Consider the following 19751-nt stretch of genomic DNA (forward strand, 5'->3'; position numbering starts at 1 on the left):
GGAAGCTTTTTTAAAATTTTTATTCGTGATATACTGCTTCGATGTTGTTTCCATCAAAATCATGGAAGAAGCAAGCGTAATAGTTTGGTGCATAATGTTCGCGGATTCCTGGAGCTCCATTATCTGTTGCGCCTGATTCAAGAGCCTTTTTGTAAAAATTATTTACTTCTTCTTCACTATTTACTGTAAAAGCTAGGTGGAATTTGTTAGGATTTCCCTCAACCATCCACACTTGACCAAAGCAAACAGCATTTTCATGCTCAACTACAATTTTGATTCCAATTTCATTTAGAACCTTTTCGTAAAACTCTTTAGCTTTTTTTAAATCTGAAACTTGCATTGTAATGTGATCAATCATAATATTTCCTTTCTTTATTTCATCTTTTATAAATATACCCAAATCAATTTGCCAATTTATATTTATCTTTATTTTCTAAATATAGGCTTATGGTCACTATCAAAAGATAGATAGAAAAAGTAGTAAGTACAATAAAAACAAAATCTCTAACTGGATGCATACTTGCAAAATTAAGACCTTTTATTAAAAATGTAGATAGTATATAAGCCAAAGGCAAAGTTACTATTCTTATTTTTTTGTACTTGGTAGATTTTCTAAATAAAGTAAAGTTTAAGGCTAAAAGGATTAAAAAAATCACAAAAGCAATTTTTATATAAATAGCAAAAATTAATCTTGGCAATAACAAAGATCCAGAATTAATTGTTAAGGAATAAGGATCATAGAGAACTTTTGCTGATCCATTTCCATTTTTATTGTAAAAAATAAGGTCATAATCTTTTTTATTTACCTTTAATGTTTGCTTTTTTCCTCCTAATATCCTATCCAAATAAGTATAACTTGCGTCTATATAAAGACTTTTTCCAGGTCTACTTTTATTAGTAAAATCGCCCTCATCAGAGACCAATGTATATACTCTTGTTACATCATCTCTAAAGTCATAGATTATTTCATCGCTATTTGATGAACTTTTTATAAGATCTTTTTCATAATCAATTGGCCTTGGACTTGTTAAAAATGAAAATATTATTAAAAAGATACTTAAAACTAAAGAACCAATCATTAGTCCATAATATTTTTTGTTTTTATTAACAGCCATATCCAAAAAATCCAAAGGTTCAGTTGATTCAATTTTGTTTTCTTCTAAGCTATCATAATAAGCCTTACATTCTTTACAAGTTAAAAGATGCTCCTCTACGATTTTTTTGCTAGCAAGACTTGCTAAATCTTCCTTACATAGGGGAATTAAATCACGTATTACTTGACAATCCATAATCTTCCTCCAAAATTTTTCTTAGTTTCTCCTTTGCTCGATAAAAGCAAACGCAAGCCCAATTATCCGTTTTGCCATAAATTTTGCCTATATTTTTGAAAGATAAGTCCTCAATTCGAAGTTTTATTATACTTCTGTAGGGTTCTTCTAACTTTTCTATAGAATCCTTTAGAAGTTTTTCTTCTTCGTTTGAAATAAAATCTTCTTCAAAAGAAGGACATGATAGGTCAAACTTATTTATATCATCAATATTTATCAACAACTTATTTTTCTTATAATAGTCAATATAGGTATTTTTGCCTATGGTAAATAGATATGACTTTATAGATTTTTCTTTTTTTATCATATCTAAATTTGCCATGGCCTTTAAAAAACTTTCGCTTGTGATATCTTGGGCTATTTCTTTATTTTTTGTCAAAGAGAGCAAAAATTTATAAAGATCGTCAAAGTATATTCTATATATTTTTTCAATATCCATTTTGCCCTCCTATATATTAGACTGATAACTTAAATAAATCTTACATTATCTGTAAAAAAATTTCTATAATGATATAATAATAATATCAAATTTAAGGAAATGATATGGAAAATAAAAATTTATATGAAAGAATTGCCCTTAGGACAGGGATTATAATACTTAGTTTTTTGTTTGTGGCTTTTGTTGGAATAAAGCTTTTTGATGCTTTGTTGCCGATAATTTTGGCCTGTATTTTTGTAGCTATACTAAAACCATTAATTAAAAAAATAAATAATAGTCTATCTATAAAGCACAGTATCATATCTTACATAGTTGGAACTATTGTGCTTATAATTATTTTATTTTTAACTTTGTGGTTATTTCAAGTTCTTATAAGTCAAGTAACTGGACTTGTTGGCAATATCATTAACAATTGGTCACAAATTGTTCATTCGGTAAATGGATTTATTAGAAAAATTAATTCAAACATTAATTTAATGCCTGATTTTGCATCAAATGCCATAAAATCTGGACTTAATTCCTTGTATAATTTCTTGGGAGGTTTGCAAAAAAATGCGGTTAATATCACTTTGGGTTTTACAACGGCTTTTATCAATACCTCAAATGATGTAATATTTTTTGCTATTACATTTGTTGTAGCTTTTTATATTATTTTGGGCGATATGGTAAATATTGAAAATTTCTACGAGAAGAATTTTCCTGAACATTCTAAAAAAAATCTGGAGCTTATTAATAAAGTGTTTAAAAGCTCAACTTGGAATTATGTTAAAGCACAACTAAAGATGGGACTTATGTGTGCAATTCTTATGGCAATAGTGCTAAAATTCTTAGGCCAAGAATATTTTATACCAATTGCATTAATCTTAGGCTTTGTTGATTTATTACCAATGATTGGACCTATAATTGTGCTTTTACCTTGGTCAGTAATAGAATTTTTAATTTTTAACAATACTTTTAAAGCCCTAGCTTTACTAATATTGTTAACAGCATGGACAGGAATAAGACAAGTAATTTCACCAAAAATAATAGGCGAATCAGCCGACATCCATCCACTTTTATCCGTCATAAGCTTATATGCAGGTCTAAGATTATTTGGAGTAAAAGGAGCTATATTTTTCCCAATAATTTTAATATTTATTGTCGGCCTTTATAAATCGGGGATTTTGGATAATTGGATTTACGATTATAAATTATTTTTTAAAAGAGTTGGAGAAATTTTGGATATTGGTAAAAAGAAGATCAATATCCCAGATTCTAAGTAGTGAAAATTTTCTATAAAAGTAAGAACTTCTAAGATTTCATTAATTTGAAAATTTTATAAGAAAATCTTAGAAGTTATATTAAATTTATATTTTATTAAATGAAATTTCAATGGCAAAATAATTATCCGATATATCGGCTGTTATTTTGCCATTTAATTTTTCAACCAAAGCTTTGGTAATGGCAAGACCGAGACCTGTTGATGATCCATTTCTAGAGTTGGAAGCCTTGTAAAATTCCTTAAATAAGTCGTCTTTGTTTATTGTAAGATCATCTTTGGTTTTATTTTTGCTTACAAAGATAAGCTTCTTCTCATCTTCTGAAATACTCAAACTAATTGGATTTTGTCCGTGTTCTAGTATGTTTTTGTAAATGTTTTGAAAAATTCTTTCTAGGGCGTCAGTGTTTGCATTTATAAAAATTTTATTATTGGGAAAATTTATTTTGGGTTCAATATTTCTAAATTTGAAATCTTCGTAATAGTTAAACAACGTTTGTAAGGCCAAAGAAGTAAAGTCTATTTTTTCCATCTCAAGCTTGTACTCGTTTTCTTGAAGTTTCACAAAAGTAAATAACTGATCGAGAATATTATTTAGACTACTGATACGATTTCTCATAATCGAAAAATACTTGTCATTGTTAATATTTTCCTTATTATTTGCAATTAGCTGCAAGTATCCATCAAGAGAAGTAAGAGGAGTCCTAATATCATGAGAAAGTCCCCTTATGGTATTTTGTAAGTACTTTTCCTTATTGATGTAAGCTTTCTCTTTATTATGATAACTATCTAAAAAGTTATTGATAATCTCAGCAAATTCCATAAATGTTTTTATAGAAAAACTTGTATTTATTCTCATTTGTGAATTATTATTTATTAAAAATCTAATTTGCTCGCAAATGCTATTAATTTCTTTTATCATAAGGATATTTATTAATAGTGAGATTAACAATAGCAAAATAAGAATCCAGATAGCGTACATAATATTTTCCCTTCTATATGTCTTTTTTATTTATTATAACAGAAGATAAGATCAAAGCTATAGTTCCTATTAATATCGCCACGACTAGAGACCTTGTAAGGTTAGCATTGGTGGAAGAAAAATTTGTTGAGATTATATTTCCAATATTTAAATAATTTGCTATTGAAAAATCATCTGGCAAATTTATAAATAAGGAAAGAAATTGATCTCCAATTCCTCTTAAAAAGTTAAAAAATATAGTTGGGTACAAAAAGGTAAACATCAAGGTTTTTGACGTAGATCTAGTCATTGTAGCAACCAATAATATTACGGCAAGGTAGGAGATATGGGAAATTAGTTCTACAAATAAGACTTTGAATAATCTAGGGTAATCAGTAAATTTGAGCATACCATTGTTTATATATGCTCCTGCAATAGTTAGAATTGCAGCTCCAATAGCAATGCTAACAATTACAAACAAGGAAGCTACAATAAATGTAGCCATTATATAAGAACTCTTACTTTTGCACATGCCAAGAAAGTTTTTTACAAAGCCATTGGCATAAGGATTAGTAAAGAAGAGCGCAGCAAATATTATTAAAAATATTAAATAAGTAGTTTGGGAAAATGAAGAAATAACAAAATCTTCCCCAGAATCAGTCAATGATTCTAAGCCACTTTTGTCAACATCCACCTTGACACCGTTACTATTGTCACCGATTGTATCTACAACACTTTCTTCGAAGTTGTCGATATTTTTGCTAGTATAATCAACCAATCCTACCGTGATAAAAAATGTAAGTAGGCTTGCAAAAAATATAAAGTAGACATATTTACTTTTAAAAACTCTTGTGATTTCCATTTTAATAAGATTTAACATACTAAACTCCTTTATTTTCCAATAATTTGATGTAATATTCTTCTAGTGAAGTATTGTGAACATTAAAATAATTGATTTTGATTCCAGCCTCATAAAGGCAAGAAATTATATCATTGGTATATTTGCTATCTACATATATATGAATCATGGTAGCATCTACTAGGCGATATGATCCAATTTGTCCTTGATCTAGGGCTAGGATTGCCTTTTTTGGGTCATCAGTAAGAACTTCTATCCTATCTTTGGTAGACTCTTCCAAATCTTTCTTTGAAAAGTTTGCCACAAGATATCCATTATCTATTATGGCAAAGTTTGTAGCAAGTTTTGCAAGCTCATCAAGGATATGGGAAGATATAAGAAAAGTAATATTTCTTTCCCTATTTAATTCTGCTATTATATTCCTAATGTCGATAATTCCTTGTGGGTCTAGGCCATTTATTGGTTCATCTAGGATCATAATATCAGGATTTCCTACAAGAGCTAGAGCTATACCTAATCTTTGTTTCATACCAAGGGAAAAATCCTTGATTTTTTTCTTGCCCACTTTCCCTAACCCCAAGAGATTAAGCGTTTCATATATGTAGCTATCCTTGGATAGTCCTAGAGATTTTCCTTTTAATAACATATTGTCGTAGGCAGTCATAGTTGGATATGATCCGACATTTTCAATTAAGGCTGAAACTCTTGTTTGCTTAATCTTCATATCTTTTTCAGAAGACGGAAAAATTTGGTAAGTTCCAGAACTAGGTTTAGATAAATTAGAAATCATCTTCATAAAAGTTGTTTTTCCAGCACCATTTCTACCTATAAGACCATAAATATCTCCTTGATTAATTTTCAAAGATATGTTATTTACTGCCTTATGGTCGGCAAAGCATTTTGTTAAATTTTTTGTTTCAATTATTGGATTCATATGATCTCCTTTCAAGTATATATCTTTGTCTATAACTATAATATATGAAAAGTTTTAATAATTTAGAAATAAAGTTTAAAGATTTCATAAAGATTAAAAAATCCCATCAAAAAAAGATGGGAAAAATAATTATTTTATTTATGAAGCTTAAAACCGATTCCCCACACTGTTTCTATATATTCTTCATCTGTGTATTTTTTGATTTTCTTTCTTATATTAGAAACATGTACATTTATAGAATTATCGGTTGATAAATAATAGTCTCCAAAAGCATATTCATAAATATTTTCTTTTGTAAAAACTTGTTTAGGCTTTGTCATCAAAAGTTGTAAAATTTTAAATTCAGATTTTGTAAGTAAAAGTTCATTATCATTTATAAAACAAGAAAAATCATTGATATCTAGTCTTAAAGACTTATATTCTAAACAACTACTTATTTTATTATCTGAATTTCTTCTTATAAGTATATTAACTCTTGCCAGAAATTCATCTAAATTAAAGGGCTTTGTCATATAATCATCTGCACCACCGTTTAATAATAATAATTTAGAATCCATGGAATCTTTGGATGATAATACTAATACAGGTGCCTGAGATACTTTTCTAATTTTTTTAATAACATCTTCACCAGCAAGGCCTGGTAGCATTAAGTCTAGAACAAACAAATCAAAATTTTCTTTTAAATATATAAGAGCTTCAGTTCCAGAATATGTTTTTTTACAAACAAAACCATTTTTTGTTAGAGTTTCTGAAATTAAGTCATTGATATCATTATCATCTTCAACAATAAGTATTTTTTTATCCATTGCGCTCTCCTAGTATCTATAAGTTAAGGATATCATAAAAGCTATTATTTTGTAAAAAAATCTTAGCTAATATTAAAATAATCAGTATATTTTTATTGTAATATAAAAAGGAGTAGTTGTATGGAAAAAGTAGGATGTTATATTCACATACCATTTTGCCAAAAAAAGTGTTATTATTGCGATTTTACTGCCTTTATGAATGTGGAAAATAGGATTGATTCTTATATAAAAAATTTGATAAAGGAAATAAAGCTTTATCAAGAAAGAGTCGATCTAGAAATCGATAGTATTTATATCGGTGGTGGAACTCCATCTTATATAAATCCCAAATATATAGTAGAAATAATAAAGCAAATAAATAAATTTCATAAAATTAATTTGAAGGAATTCACCATTGAATGTAATCCTAATAGCATTGACCAAGAAAAATTGAGGATCTATAAGGATATTGGAGTTAATAGAATTTCTTTGGGAGTTCAATCTTTTGATGATGAAGTTTTAAGAGAAATTGGCAGAAATCATACAAGCTATATGGCAAAAAAAGATATAGATTTAATTAGAAAAATGGGTTTTAAAAATCTTAGTTTTGATATGATGCTTAATTTGCCCAAGCAAACTTCTAAATCTATAAAAAATGACCTATCAATAGTTAAAGACATTTCTCCGGAGCATATTTCATGGTATAGCCTTATTTTAGAAGAAGGCTCAAGATTTGCTGCCTTAGAAAAAAGAGGAAAATTAAAATTAATGGATGAAGATTTGGAAGTTGAAATTTTTGACGAGATTATAGATAAGCTTGAAAAATCTGGACTAAAACGCTATGAGATTTCAAATTTTGCCAAAGAAGGCTTTGAGTCTTTACATAACAAAAAATATTGGGAAGGCAGCGGATATCTTGGATTGGGTATGAGTGGTGCTGGTTATCTGTCTAATATTAGATATACCAATAGCAAAAATTTCTTTCATTATGACAAGATGCTAAAAGAAAATACACTTCCAATAGTTGATTATTCCTTTATTGATAAAGATGAAAGAGAAAAGGAATATATAATTTTTAAACTTAGAGAAAGCTCTGGAATAAATTTAGCTCATTTTAAAGAAAAATTTGGATCTGATTTTCTAGAAAAATATAAAAAACAAATCGAAAAATTTCAAAATGAAGATTACTTTATTATTAATGAAGATATTAAATTTTCTAAAAGAGGAATGAATTTATCTAATGAATTTTTTAGATTAATTATTTAATTTAAATTCCTTGACATAAATGATTAAGCTAGTATATTATCCTTAGCAGTCGAAGCTAATGAGTGCTAAAGGAGATATTATGAACGATAGAAAACTAGAAATATTATTCTCTATCATCAACTCATATATCCTAGATGGTGAACCCATTGGTTCAAAATCACTGGCTAGCGAATATAATATGAATATTTCTCCAGCAACTATTAGAAATGAGATGAGTGCTCTTGAAAAAATGGGGCTTTTGGAAAAAGCTCACACTTCAAGCGGACGTCTTCCATCTGATAAGGGCTATAGAATGTTTGTAGATTATATTTTGGAATACAAGCTAAAGGCTTTTAAGGCCAATGTTAGTGATGAGATGATTAGTTTACTAGATAAAAGATACCACAATGCAAAAGACATTGTTGAGACTGCAACTAAGTTATTGGCGGATATGACAAAGCTAACAGCTGTATCTGTAACTTTAACAAACGAAATAAAACGAATTAATAATATTAAACTTATTAGAGTATCAGATTTTCAAGTATTACTAGTTTGTGTATTTGATAACGGTTTAGTTATAAATGAGAAGATTTATTTGGATCATGAGATTACTTCTGATGAGCTGAATTTTATTAATAACGTTATTGAAGAAACTTTAGTGGGATCTGATATCAATAAGATAGACGATAATCTTAAATTACTGCAATTAAGCTTATTAAGAGATTATTATGATCTAGTGGATATTATGGAAAAAAGATTAGAGAGTAAATCTTTAGATGAAGTTGATAGAGAGGTTCAAATAGAAGGCCTGGGTAATATATTTAATTTCAAAGAATACGATGATTTATCCAAGGCTAGGGAATTTATTAAGTTATTTGATAGCAAAGATAGGGTAAATAAAATTATCGGAGATATGATTAATAACGATCTAAATATAAGCATCGGTTATGAAAATCAAATTGATGAGCTAAAAAATAACACTGTAATTAGCTCCCATTTCAAAGTCAATAATGACATTGTAGGAAATATTGCAGTAGTTGGACTTACTCGTTTAAATTACCTAGAAGTAATATCAAATATTATGATGATATCGAATTTGCTTAATAAATAAAGGAGTTTAGGGTGGACAAAAAAGAATTTAATGATGAAAAGCTGAAAAATGATGATAATCAAAAAATAGATAAGACAGAAAATCTTGATGAAAAAGAAGAATTCATCGACGCAGAAATAGTTGATGAAGATAATGAAGAAATAAACGAAGCACAAATAGAAGATGATTTTAATGAATTTAAGGATAAATACCAAAGACTTCTAGCTGATTTTACCAATTACAAGCAAAGAGAAGAAGCTAACAAGGCTGACTTTAAAAAATACGCTTGTAGCAACTTAATTGAAAAGCTCTTGCCAGTTTTGGATAATTTTGATAGAGCTATAGCTAGTGCAAGTGATGATGACCCACTTATAAAGGGAGTTATTATGACACGCGATGAGATGCTAAAAGTTCTTGGAAACGAAGGCTTGGAAGTTATTGCTTCTGACGGTGAAGCTTTTGATTACAATGTTCATCAAGCAGTTTTGACAGAAGAATCAGACAGCGTAGAAAGCGATCATATAATAGAAACTTTCCAAAAAGGATATAAGTTAAATAATAAAGTAATTAGACCAGCTATGGTTAAGGTAGCAAAATAGGAGGAAAAACATATGGCAAAAATTATAGGAATTGATTTAGGAACAACAAACTCAGCAGTAGCAGTTATGGAGGGTGGAAGCCCTGTTATTATACCAAATAGCGAAGGAAACAGAACTACTCCTTCAGTAGTAGCTTTTTCTAAAGATGGAGAAAGATTAGTTGGTGAAACTGCAAAAAGACAAGCAATAACAAACCCAGATAGAACAATTTCATCTATAAAAAGAGAAATGGGTTCAGATTACAAAACAAAAGATATAGATGGCAAAAAATATTCACCTGAAGAAATTTCAGCAATGATTTTACAAAAACTAAAAGCTGACGCAGAAAAATATCTAAATGATACTGTTACAAATGCTGTTATCACAGTACCAGCTTACTTTACAGATGCTCAAAGACAAGCAACTAAGGATGCTGGAAAAATCGCAGGATTAACTGTAGATAGAATTATAAACGAACCAACAGCAGCATCTCTTGCTTACGGCTTAGACAAAGAACACGATCAAGCAAAAATCATGGTTTACGACTTAGGTGGTGGTACATTTGATGTATCAATACTAGAAGTTGGAGATGGAGTTTTTGAAGTATTAGCTACTCGTGGTAACAATAGACTAGGTGGAGATGATTTTGATAACAAACTTGTTGAATATTTAGCAAGTGAATTTAAAAAAGAAACTGGAGTAGACTTAACAAAAGATCTTACTGCTATGCAAAGACTTAAAGATGCAGCAGAAAAGGCTAAAAAAGAATTGTCTTCAACAATGACTACAAATGTTAACTTACCATTTATCACAGCAGTTGATGGACAACCAGTTCACTTGGATATTTCTATCACTCGTGCTAAATTTGATGAACTAACAAAAGATTTAGTAGAAAAAACAAGGAAACCAGTTGAAGATGCCCTAAAAGATGCTGGCTTATCAGCATCAGAAATTGACAAGGTACTATTAGTTGGTGGATCTACAAGAGTTCCAGCAGTTCAAGATTTGGTTAAAAATTTAATCGGCAAAGAACCTCAAAGAGATATAAACCCTGATGAGTCAGTTGCTTTAGGAGCTGCTATCCAAGGTGGCGTTTTAACAGGAGAAGTAAAAGATTTATTACTACTTGATGTAACACCATTATCACTTGGAATTGAAACCTTAGGTGGAGTTGCTACAAAACTAATTGAAAGAAATACAACAATTCCAACAAAGAAATCTCAAGTTTTCACAACTGCAGCAGATGGTCAAACAGAAGTAGATATTCACGTTGTACAGGGTGAACGTGAAATGGCAGCAGATAATACAACTTTAGGTCGTTTCCAACTTACAGGAATACCTGCAGCAAGACGTGGTGTTCCACAAATTGAAGTAACTTTTGATATTGATGCAAATGGTATTGTTAATGTAACAGCTAAAGATCAAGGTTCAGGAAAAGAACAAAAAATCACAATTACATCATCATCAAACTTATCAGAAGATGAAATCGACAAGAAGATAAAAGAAGCTGAACAATTTGCAGAAGAAGATAAGAAGAAAAAAGAAAGCATAGATGCAAAAAATAATGCAGAAAGCTTAGTATATCAAGCTAGAAAGACTCTTGAAGATGCAAAAGTTGAAGGCAGCGAAAAAGATGAAGTTGAAGCAGAAATCAAAAAACTTGAAGAAGCAATAAAATCTGACGATATTTCTGAAATAAAAGCTCAAACAGAAAACTTACAAAACAAAATTTATGCAATGAGTGAAAAAATGTATAAGGCAAATGAAGCAAACTCATCAAATAATAACGAGTCAAAAGCTGATGACGATGTTGTAGATGCTGACTATGAAGTTATAGATGATGAAGAATAATTAGCATAGATTATTTTCTAGAGTATAATATGGTAAATAAAATAAAAAGGCTATTTCACAATGAAATAGCTTTTTTTAAGTCTAAAGTGTGGGGGTATAATGCAAAATCCATATGAAGTTTTAGGCGTTAGTAAAGATGCCACAGATGATGAGATTAAAAGAAAATACAGGCAATTAGCCAAAAAATATCATCCGGACTTAAATCCTGGAGATAGCGAAGCTGAACAAAAATTTAAAGAAATAACTTTAAGTTATGAGATATTATCCGATAAAGAAAAAAGAAATAAGTACGATATGTATGGAGAATCAGCCTTTGATCCAAATGCTGGAGCTGGCTTTGCTGGTGGATTTTCTGGTTTTGGAGATATATTTGGAGATCTTTTTGGAGATATATTCCAAAGTGGATATAGCCGTTCTTCTGCTAATAGACCAAGAAAGGGAACTGATATCCAACAAGTTATAAAATTAACTTTTTTTGAAGCTTGTTTTGGAGTAGAAAAAGAAATTCAAATAAGACGTGAGGAAATTTGTAGCACTTGCAAGGGAACTGGTGCAGAAAATGAAGATTCAATTCACACCTGCGATAAGTGCCATGGAACAGGGGTAATAAATGAGGTAAATCAAACTCCTTTTGGAAGAATTTCTAGAACTGTAAATTGCGATAAATGTCATGGAAGTGGAAAAATAATTGAAAAGCCTTGTAAAGTTTGCCATGGTGATGGAAGAGTTTATAAATCAGAAAGAATAAAAATCGATATACCTTCAGGTGTTGAAACAAATAATATAATGAGAGTTTCTTCTAAAGGAAATGCTGGATATAACGGTGGTCCAAATGGCGATTTGTATGTAATTATGGAAGTAAGCGATCATGAAATTTTCAAAAGAGATGGCCTTGACATATACTTTGATATGCCAATCTCATTTGCAACTGCAACCTTAGGTGGAGAAATAGAAATTCCAACCCTAAAAGAAACTAAAAAATTTGAAATTCCAGCAGGAACACAAAGTGGAAGCAAATTTAAGTTAAGAAAAGAAGGTATAACCGATTCTAGAAGAAATAGAACGGGAGACTTATATTTTTACGCCAATATAATCACACCAACTAATCTTAACAAAGAGCAAAAAGAAGCCCTTGAAGCCTTTGCGAAAACTACTGGCGATGATGTAAAAGAAGAGACAAAGGGATTTTTTGCCAAACTAAAGGATTTGTTTGAATAATGGCATATACATTTAATATCATAACTCTAGGATGTAAGGTTAACCAATATGAATCTGAAGCCATCGAAGAAATATTTTTGAAAAAAGGCTACAAAAAATCTATTCACCAGGCAGATATTTACGTTATAAATACTTGCACAGTTACAAATATGAGCGATAGAAAGTCTAGGCAGATGATATCAAGGGCAAGAAAAGATAATCCAGATGCAATAATTGCCGTAATGGGTTGTTATTCTCAAGTCAAACCAGAAGAAGTTTCTGAAATTCCAGGAGTAGATATAGTTCTTGGTTCTAGAAATAAGGAAAATGTAGTAGATCTTTGCGAGGATATCTTACAAAATAAAAATGCCCAAGATAAAATAATCTTGCCAAGTGAAAGTAAAACTTTTGAAGAGCTTCAAATTTCTAACCAGTCCCAGATGACTAGAGCTTATATAAAAATTCAAGATGGTTGCAATATGTATTGCTCATATTGTTTAATTCCTTATGCAAGAGGCAATATCGTAAGTAGAGAGATTTCTGAAATTGTAAGCGAAACAGAAAGACTTGCTGCAAATGGTTTTAAAGAAATCGTCCTAACAGGAATTCATGTTGCAAGTTATGGCAAAGATTTAGGATCAGATGTAAGTTTAATAAATGTTATAGAAGAAATAGCAAAAGTTCCTAAAATCAAAAGAATTCGTCTATCATCAATGGAACCAAGGCATATAACAAAGGATTTTTTGATAAGAATGAAAGCTACTGGCAAAGCTTGCGACCATTTCCACCTATCACTGCAATCAGGATCAGATGAGATTTTAAAAGCTATGAATAGAAAATACGACAGAAAATTGTATGAAGAAAAATGTAATTTAATTCGTGAAATTTTCCCGAATGTAGGTCTAACTACTGATATTATCGTTGGTTTTCCGACAGAAAGTGATAAAAACCATGAGGAAACTATAGAATTTGTAGAAAAAATAAAATTTTCAAAGACCCACTTGTTTAAATATTCACCTAGAGAAGGCACCAAAGCTGCTAAAATGAAAGGCCAAATAAATGGCAATATCAAAAAACAAAGACTCCACGATTTAGAAAAGATAGAAGAAAAAAATAGAATGGAATTTTTACAAAGTCAAATAGGAAAAACTTTGGAAGTTTTAATAGAAAGCAAATCTGATTATGAATCTTATAGCAGTGGATACTCTACAAACTATTTAAAAGTAAATATAAAAGAGAAAATCCCAGCAAATTCTCTAGTAAATGTAAAAATTACAGATCTTTTGGATGATCAACTTATTGGAGAAATTATTTAAGTTTTAAATGCCTAATTACCAATATTTTATTGACGTGATTTTTTTATTGTGGTATATTATATAGCAATGGGGGTGAAGTATGGATTGTGTATTTTGCAAGATTGCAAGTGGAGAAATCCCAACTGATGCAATCTACGAAGATGAAAATTTAATTGCTTTTAATGATCTTGATCCACAAGCGCCTATCCATTTTCTTGTTATACCAAAAAAGCACATAACAAGTTTAAGTACGCTTAGCGATAGTGATAGCCAATTAATAGCTGAAATAATGAAAGTTATTAGAGATTTGGCAAAAAAATATGACCTAACAGGTTATAGAGTTGTCACTAACATAGGCGAAGAAGGGGGACAAAGCGTTCCTCACTTGCATTTTCATGTTCTTGGAGGCAGATCTTTTCACTGGCCACCAGGTTGATTTGCTAAGAATTGAAAAAAATTGTGTTATACGAGAGGGGGGATAGAGATGACAGAGATTAGAGTTGGAGAAAATGAATCTATCGATAGTGCAATTAAAAGATTCAAAAGACAATGCGCAAGATCCGGTGTACTTTCTGAATACAGAAAAAGAGAACACTACGAAAAACCAAGCGTTATAAGAAAAAAGAAAAATGACGCTGCTAAAAGAAAAAATAGAAAAAATAAATAATTTAAGACCTTCGGGTCTTTTTTATTTGAAAAAATCTAAGAGTTTAAGATCTCTTAGATTTTTGTTCTTTTAAAATATATTCGTAAATATCATTTTTTGGGAAATTTGATTTTTCACTGATAATTTTAGAAATTTCTTTTGTTTTGATGCCATTATCAAGCATTTCATCGATTTCTTCTTTAAAATCATCTAAAGAATTACTTTCTTTTTCGACTTTGCCAGATAAAACTAAGACAAATTCACCTTTTAATGTTATATCTTCTTCATCTATATTATCAATATCTACCAAGAGATATTCTTCGAATTTTTTAGTCAACTCTCTTGCAAGGCACAATTTCCTTTCTGGAAAAATTTCCTTAAAATCCTTAATTGTGTTTAAAAGATTATGAGGAGTGTCAAAGATTATTGAAGTTTTATCTTCCTTAGATAATTTGTCATAGAGAATCTTTTTATCTTTTTGTTTTTTGGGGATAAAACCATAATAAGAAAAACTATCGTTGTCAAGGCCAGATCCCACCAAAGCAGTTATTAAAGCACTAGCTCCTGGCAAGATCGTGTAAGAAACATTTTCTTCTATGCATTTTTTGATCAAAATATGACCCGGATCAGAAATTCCAGGCATTCCTTGATCGGTAATTATTCCATAGCTTATACCATTTTTAGCATTTTTTATAATCTCTTCACTTTTACTTTGCTCATTAAACTTATGATAAGAGGTCGTGGATTTTTTTATTTGATAATAATCCAACAATTTTTTGCTTTCTCTAGTATCTTCGCAAGCTATTATATCCACTTCTTTTAGGGTGTTGATAGCTCTAATTGTCATATCTTCCAAATTTCCAATCGGTGTTGGAATAAAATATATTTGATAATCCATAAATTTTCCTATCTAAATTCTCCCACTAATTTCATTCATTTCTTTGCTATATTTGCCATTTTCATAAATTATTAGTGGGTCTTCAATTTTTAAGCCATCTTTGGCATTTTTTACAAACTCTATGAGCATAAATTCTGGTTTTGTAGTAGCTTTGGAGCTAACAAATCTAAGCCTTTTAGCCTTTAAATTTGCTGATTTTGTAAAAATTTCCACCATGCGATTGGGCTTGTGTATCATAAATAATTTACCCTTATCTTTTAAAGTTTTGTTGGCAAAAGTGAATATATCCTCTAAATTTAGGTATTTTTCTTGGCGAGATATTAAAAATTCCTCTGATGCGTTTGAAATATTATCGGTTATTTTATAATAGGGAGGGTTGGTTATAATATAATCAGTGCTATTTATTGGAAAATCAACATTATTAAGATTTTTATTTATTATTTCGATATTATCTATATTATTTAACTTTAGATTTTCTTTTAATAAATTAGCCTTAGATTCTTGAATTTCTATGGCGCTTACTTTTTTTAGCTGGTATAAATCATTGGCACCAAGAGATAATATTCCAGAGCCTGCACCTATATCTATTAGAGTTTTATTTTTTCGCATCTTAGAAAAATTTAGAAGAATTATAGAATCTATGCCAAAAGAATAAGATTTGGAAATATGTATCATTTTTATCTTTGTTTTTGGTATGTAATCTAGTTTATTCATGAAATAATTATAACATAGACTTGCAATAATTATAAAAATATTTATAATATTAACATATAAAGATATTTTATTGAAGGAGGATACGATGAATAAAAGACTTATTTTAAAAAATAAATTTGTTTGTCTATCTTACTCAATTTTTTCTTTTATAAAAAAATTTAGACTTCCGATGGAATTTATTTGCCATGCTTTTAATTAGAACCCACTCTTGGGTTCTCTTTTTTTATATTGGCAGATTACTCTGATAAAGTAAGGAGAAGAAAAGAATAATTATGAGTGGTGTAGTAGGTATAAAATCAAATGGAAATATTTCCCAACAACTTTTTTATTCCCTAAGTTCAATCCAACACAGAGGCCAGGATGCCGCTGGAATTATCTTATCTGATGGTAAGGATTTAAATAGAATTAGGGGAATGGGACTTGTAAATGAAGTTTTTGCTGAAGAGGATCTTATTGATACAAAGGCAAAAATTGGAATAGGTCATGTTAGATCAGCTCCTGAAGGAGCAAATAAAGATTATAACGTAGAGCCTCTTATAAGTTTTGCAAAGAATAACGAATTTTCTATTGCGCACGATGGAAATTTAGTAAATTATTATTCTTTAAAAAGAAAAGAAGAAGATATAGGCATGGCTTTTCACACCCATACTGATAGTGAATTAATTTTATTATTAATTACTAGATATTACGAAGGTGATATTGTAAAAGCGATTAGAAAAGCTATGGAAGATATTAGGGGAGCTTATTCTTGCGTACTTTGTATGCCAGATAAAATAGTAGGATTTCGTGATTACTACGGTATGCGACCACTAACACTTGGTTGGGATGAAAATACTACAATTATTGCAAGTGAAAATTGTGCTGTGGAAATTCTAGATATTAATAATTATAGGGATATTGAAGCAGGTGAAATTGTAGTTGTCGATAAAGAAGGAATTACATCTTATAAATCTGATAGAGAACTTAAACCAAAACATTGCATTTTTGAATATGTATATACAGCAAGACCAGATGCAAATATTGAAGATATAAATGCTTATATGTTTAGAAGAAGATGTGGTGAAAAATTATATGAACAAGCACCAGTAGATGCTGATTTGGTTTGTCCGGTTCCTGATTCAGGAACGCCATCTGCTATAGGTTTTGCTCAAAGATCAGGAATTCCATTTGCAGCAGGTCTTGTTAAAAACCGCTACATGGGAAGAACTTTTATCAAATCAACCCAAAAAGAAAGAGAAATTGCAGTAAGATTAAAATTAAATCCTCAAAAATCAGTAATAGAGGGCAAAAGAATTGTTTTAGTAGATGATTCCATTGTAAGAGGAACAACTAGTGCAAAACTTATCAAAAGAATAAGAGAAGCTGGAGCTAAAGAAGTTCATTTTAGAGTGACTTCTCCTCCTTTTGTAAATCCTTGCTACTACGGAGTAGATACTCCTCACAAAGATAATCTGATAGCCTCAAAATTATCAACAGAAGAGATTAGAAAACAAATTGGAGCAGATACCTTAGAATTTTTGACCTTAGAAAATTTAACCTCTCTTACAAAAAAACCTAAGGATTATTGTTTAGCTTGTTTTACGGGCGATTATCCAATAGAACCAGTGGAGATAGAAGAGATATGAATTTAGCCGTATTTATTTCTGGAACAGGCACAAATCTAAAAGCGTTAATTGATGCAGAAAAAAATAAATATTTTAATAGCAAGATAAAAATTATAGTTTCTAACAAAAACGCCAAAGGCTTAGACTTTGCCAAGGCCAACAATATCGATTATCTTATAAGTAAGGACGATGATGAAATTATCTTAGCTTTAAAAAATCATGACGTAGATTTGATTGTTTTAGCTGGATATTTGCCAAAAATTAGCCCTAAACTAATAGCTAATTATAAAATAATAAATATTCATCCATCTCTTTTACCAAAATATGGTGGTAAGGGTTTTTATGGTATGCACGTTCACGATGCAGTTTTCGCCAACAAAGAAAAAATTTCTGGAGTTACAGTTCATTATGTAAATGAAAATTTGGATGATGGGGACATAATTTTACAAAAACAATTGGATATAAGTTTTTGCAAAAGTGCTGAGGAAGTTAGTAAAGAAGTGTTGAAGGTTGAGCATGAAACTTTAAAAGAAGTAATAAAGAAATTGGAGGAAGGAAGATGCGAGCATTAATATCAGTAACAGATAAGACAGGAATTGAAAAATTAGCTAAGGGTCTAAGCGATTTGGGAATTGAAATTGTTTCAACTGGTGGTACATACAAGAAAATTCACGAAGCAGGAATTGATGTAATTGAAATTGATCAAATAACAAATTTTCCAGAAATTCTTGAAGGCAGAGTAAAAACTTTATCTCCATATGTTCATGGTGGAATACTTTATAAAAGAGATAGCCAAAGTCACATAGATACAATCAAAGAACACAATATAAAACCAATTGATATAGTTGTAGTTAACCTTTACGAATTCCAAAAAGCCTTAGAAAAAGGAGATCCAGATAATATTATAGAAAATATTGATATTGGTGGACCATCTATGGTAAGATCAGCTGCCAAAAATCACAAAGATGTTTTGATAGTTACAGATCCTAGTGATTATGATGAACTTTTACAAAGACTAAAAGATGACGATATAGATCTTTCTTATAGACAAAAATTAGCTATGAAAGCTTATAATTTGACAGCTTTTTACGATTCAGTAATAGCAAGATACTTCTCACAATTAACTGGAGAAGAAAGCCAATATAAAACTTATGGTTTCAAAAAAGAAAGCGAATTAAGATATGGCGAAAATCCTGGTCAAAAAGCAGCTTTATACGATGATCCATTTGTAAAAGGACTTATGGAAAATATAGAAGTAATTCATGGCAAAGAAATGAGCTACAACAACTATAACGACCTAAATCCAGCCCTTGAATTGGCTCAAGAGCTTGGAGAAAATGCAGTCGTAGCCTTAAAACACCAATCTCCTTGTGGTGTTGCTGTTGGTGAAAATGTCTACGATTCATATATTAAAGCCTTTGAATGCGATAGCCAATCAATATTTGGTGGAATTGTTGCAGTAAACGGAGTTGTAGAAGAAAAATCTGCAGCAAAAATGAATGAAATTTTCCTAGAAATTATAGCAGCAAGTGATTTTACCAAAGAAGCTCTTGAAATTTTAACCCAAAAGAAAAACGTAAGACTTGTAAAAGTAAACTTTGCAAACGAATCTGTCAAAGAAGAAATAAGATATCTAAATGGAAAAGTTCTAATTCAAGATAAGGACTTTGGAGAAGATCAGGTAGAAATAGTTACAGAGAAAAAACCAAGCGAAGAAGAAATAAAAGATCTATTATTTGCACAAAAAGTTGTAAAATATGTCAAATCAAACGCAATCGTTGTTGCAAAGGGAATGAAAACTTTAGGATGTGGCGCAGGCCAACAATCAAGAGTTTGGGCCTTAGAATCAATAAGAGATCACTTTAAAGATAGAGATTTCACAGGAGCAGCTCTAGGTTCTGACGCATTTTTCCCATTTCCAGATACAGTTGAACTTGCTCATCAAATGGGAATAACATCCATCATGCAACCAGGTGGATCAATCAAAGATAAAGATTCAATTGATAAGTGCAACGAATATGGCATGAGTATGGTATTTAGCAAATCACGTCACTTCAAACATTAAGGAG

At 30.2% G+C, this 19751-nt stretch carries 21 protein-coding genes; 12 read left to right on the forward strand and 9 right to left on the reverse strand.

The features are described 5' to 3' along the window. Positions 1-19: 19 nt before the first annotated feature. The 3 genes from CS884_RS02635 to CS884_RS02645 are packed head-to-tail and all read right to left on the reverse strand — an operon-like array spanning position 20 to position 1767. The gene (locus CS884_RS02635) at positions 20-358 is read right to left on the reverse strand and encodes a VOC family protein (protein ID WP_099320520.1); all 339 of its coding nucleotides are present in this window, start codon (positions 356-358) and stop codon (positions 20-22) included. A gap of 43 nt (positions 359-401) precedes the next feature. Then, positions 402-1289, reverse strand: a complete 888-nt coding sequence (locus CS884_RS02640) for a hypothetical protein (RefSeq protein WP_099320521.1) — start codon at positions 1287-1289, stop codon at positions 402-404. Further along, positions 1267-1767, reverse strand: coding sequence for an RNA polymerase sigma factor (locus CS884_RS02645; protein WP_099320522.1), 501 nt, complete (start codon positions 1765-1767; stop codon positions 1267-1269). Before CS884_RS02645 ends, CS884_RS02640 begins: the two co-directional genes overlap by 23 nt. Before the next feature lie 104 nt (positions 1768-1871). On the opposite strand from CS884_RS02645, the gene CS884_RS02650 reads away from it, so the two are divergent. Next, positions 1872-3029, forward strand: a complete 1158-nt coding sequence (locus CS884_RS02650; protein WP_099320523.1) for an AI-2E family transporter — start codon at positions 1872-1874, stop codon at positions 3027-3029. An 84-nt stretch (positions 3030-3113) separates the two neighbouring features. Here the strand turns inward: CS884_RS02650 and CS884_RS02655 are convergent, their stop codons facing one another. From CS884_RS02655 to CS884_RS02670, 4 genes are all read right to left on the reverse strand, one after another. Continuing rightward, positions 3114-3947, reverse strand: a complete 834-nt coding sequence (locus tag CS884_RS02655; protein WP_180753292.1) for a HAMP domain-containing sensor histidine kinase — start codon at positions 3945-3947, stop codon at positions 3114-3116. Between the two features lie 73 nt (positions 3948-4020). Next, positions 4021-4866 (reverse strand): ABC transporter permease, encoded by an 846-nt coding sequence (locus CS884_RS02660; protein WP_099320525.1) that lies wholly within the window; start codon positions 4864-4866, stop codon positions 4021-4023. A gap of 1 nt (position 4867) precedes the next feature. Further along, the gene (locus CS884_RS02665; RefSeq protein ID WP_099320526.1) at positions 4868-5779 is read right to left on the reverse strand and encodes an ABC transporter ATP-binding protein; all 912 of its coding nucleotides are present in this window, start codon (positions 5777-5779) and stop codon (positions 4868-4870) included. Between the two features lie 134 nt (positions 5780-5913). Next, on the reverse strand, positions 5914-6585 hold the full coding sequence (locus CS884_RS02670; RefSeq protein WP_099320527.1) for a response regulator transcription factor: 672 nt from the start codon (positions 6583-6585) through the stop codon (positions 5914-5916). 120 nt (positions 6586-6705) lie between these two features. On the opposite strand from CS884_RS02670, the gene hemW reads away from it, so the two are divergent. The 8 genes from hemW to rpsU all read left to right on the forward strand — a co-directional run bounded on the left by hemW (position 6706) and on the right by rpsU (position 14487). Then, the gene (hemW, locus tag CS884_RS02675; protein ID WP_099320528.1) at positions 6706-7830 is read left to right on the forward strand and encodes a radical SAM family heme chaperone HemW; all 1125 of its coding nucleotides are present in this window, start codon (positions 6706-6708) and stop codon (positions 7828-7830) included. Positions 7831-7909: 79 nt separating this feature from the next. Continuing rightward, positions 7910-8920 carry a heat-inducible transcriptional repressor HrcA gene (gene hrcA, locus CS884_RS02680; RefSeq protein WP_099320529.1) on the forward strand — a complete coding sequence of 337 codons (1011 nt, stop codon included), beginning with the start codon at positions 7910-7912 and terminating at the stop codon, positions 8918-8920. A gap of 11 nt (positions 8921-8931) precedes the next feature. After that, positions 8932-9498: a nucleotide exchange factor GrpE gene (gene grpE, locus CS884_RS02685; RefSeq protein WP_099320530.1), complete on the forward strand. Its 567-nt coding sequence runs from the start codon at positions 8932-8934 to the stop codon at positions 9496-9498. A gap of 12 nt (positions 9499-9510) precedes the next feature. Beyond that, the gene (gene dnaK, locus CS884_RS02690; RefSeq protein ID WP_099320531.1) at positions 9511-11328 is read left to right on the forward strand and encodes a molecular chaperone DnaK; all 1818 of its coding nucleotides are present in this window, start codon (positions 9511-9513) and stop codon (positions 11326-11328) included. Positions 11329-11427: 99 nt separating this feature from the next. Next, the gene (gene dnaJ, locus CS884_RS02695; protein WP_099320532.1) at positions 11428-12546 is read left to right on the forward strand and encodes a molecular chaperone DnaJ; all 1119 of its coding nucleotides are present in this window, start codon (positions 11428-11430) and stop codon (positions 12544-12546) included. Further along, positions 12546-13841: a tRNA (N(6)-L-threonylcarbamoyladenosine(37)-C(2))-methylthiotransferase MtaB gene (gene mtaB, locus CS884_RS02700; protein ID WP_099320533.1), complete on the forward strand. Its 1296-nt coding sequence runs from the start codon at positions 12546-12548 to the stop codon at positions 13839-13841. Before dnaJ ends, mtaB begins: the two co-directional genes overlap by 1 nt. Before the next feature lie 79 nt (positions 13842-13920). After that, positions 13921-14256, forward strand: coding sequence for a histidine triad nucleotide-binding protein (locus CS884_RS02705; RefSeq protein ID WP_099320534.1), 336 nt, complete (start codon positions 13921-13923; stop codon positions 14254-14256). A gap of 48 nt (positions 14257-14304) precedes the next feature. Beyond that, the gene (gene rpsU / locus CS884_RS02710) at positions 14305-14487 is read left to right on the forward strand and encodes a 30S ribosomal protein S21 (protein WP_099320535.1); all 183 of its coding nucleotides are present in this window, start codon (positions 14305-14307) and stop codon (positions 14485-14487) included. A gap of 43 nt (positions 14488-14530) precedes the next feature. Here rpsU and rsmI read toward each other — a convergent pair whose 3' ends face one another. Beyond that, positions 14531-15364 carry a 16S rRNA (cytidine(1402)-2'-O)-methyltransferase gene (gene rsmI, locus CS884_RS02715; RefSeq protein WP_099320536.1) on the reverse strand — a complete coding sequence of 278 codons (834 nt, stop codon included), beginning with the start codon at positions 15362-15364 and terminating at the stop codon, positions 14531-14533. Positions 15365-15376: 12 nt separating this feature from the next. Further along, positions 15377-16078, reverse strand: coding sequence for a tRNA1(Val) (adenine(37)-N6)-methyltransferase (locus CS884_RS02720; RefSeq protein WP_099320537.1), 702 nt, complete (start codon positions 16076-16078; stop codon positions 15377-15379). Between the two features lie 272 nt (positions 16079-16350). Between CS884_RS02720 and purF the strand changes: the two genes are divergently transcribed. From purF to purH, 3 genes are read left to right on the forward strand one after another with little or no spacing between them, the layout of a single operon-like run. Next, the gene (purF, locus tag CS884_RS02725; protein WP_099320538.1) at positions 16351-17703 is read left to right on the forward strand and encodes an amidophosphoribosyltransferase; all 1353 of its coding nucleotides are present in this window, start codon (positions 16351-16353) and stop codon (positions 17701-17703) included. Beyond that, positions 17700-18254, forward strand: a complete 555-nt coding sequence (locus CS884_RS02730) for a phosphoribosylglycinamide formyltransferase (protein ID WP_099320539.1) — start codon at positions 17700-17702, stop codon at positions 18252-18254. Before purF ends, CS884_RS02730 begins: the two co-directional genes overlap by 4 nt. Continuing rightward, on the forward strand, positions 18242-19747 hold the full coding sequence (purH, locus tag CS884_RS02735) for a bifunctional phosphoribosylaminoimidazolecarboxamide formyltransferase/IMP cyclohydrolase (RefSeq protein WP_099320540.1): 1506 nt from the start codon (positions 18242-18244) through the stop codon (positions 19745-19747). Before CS884_RS02730 ends, purH begins: the two co-directional genes overlap by 13 nt. Positions 19748-19751: the final 4 nt, after the last annotated feature.

It is taken from the genome of Anaerococcus sp. Marseille-P3625 (assembly GCF_900232825.1).
GTDB lineage: Bacteria > Bacillota > Clostridia > Tissierellales > Peptoniphilaceae > Anaerococcus.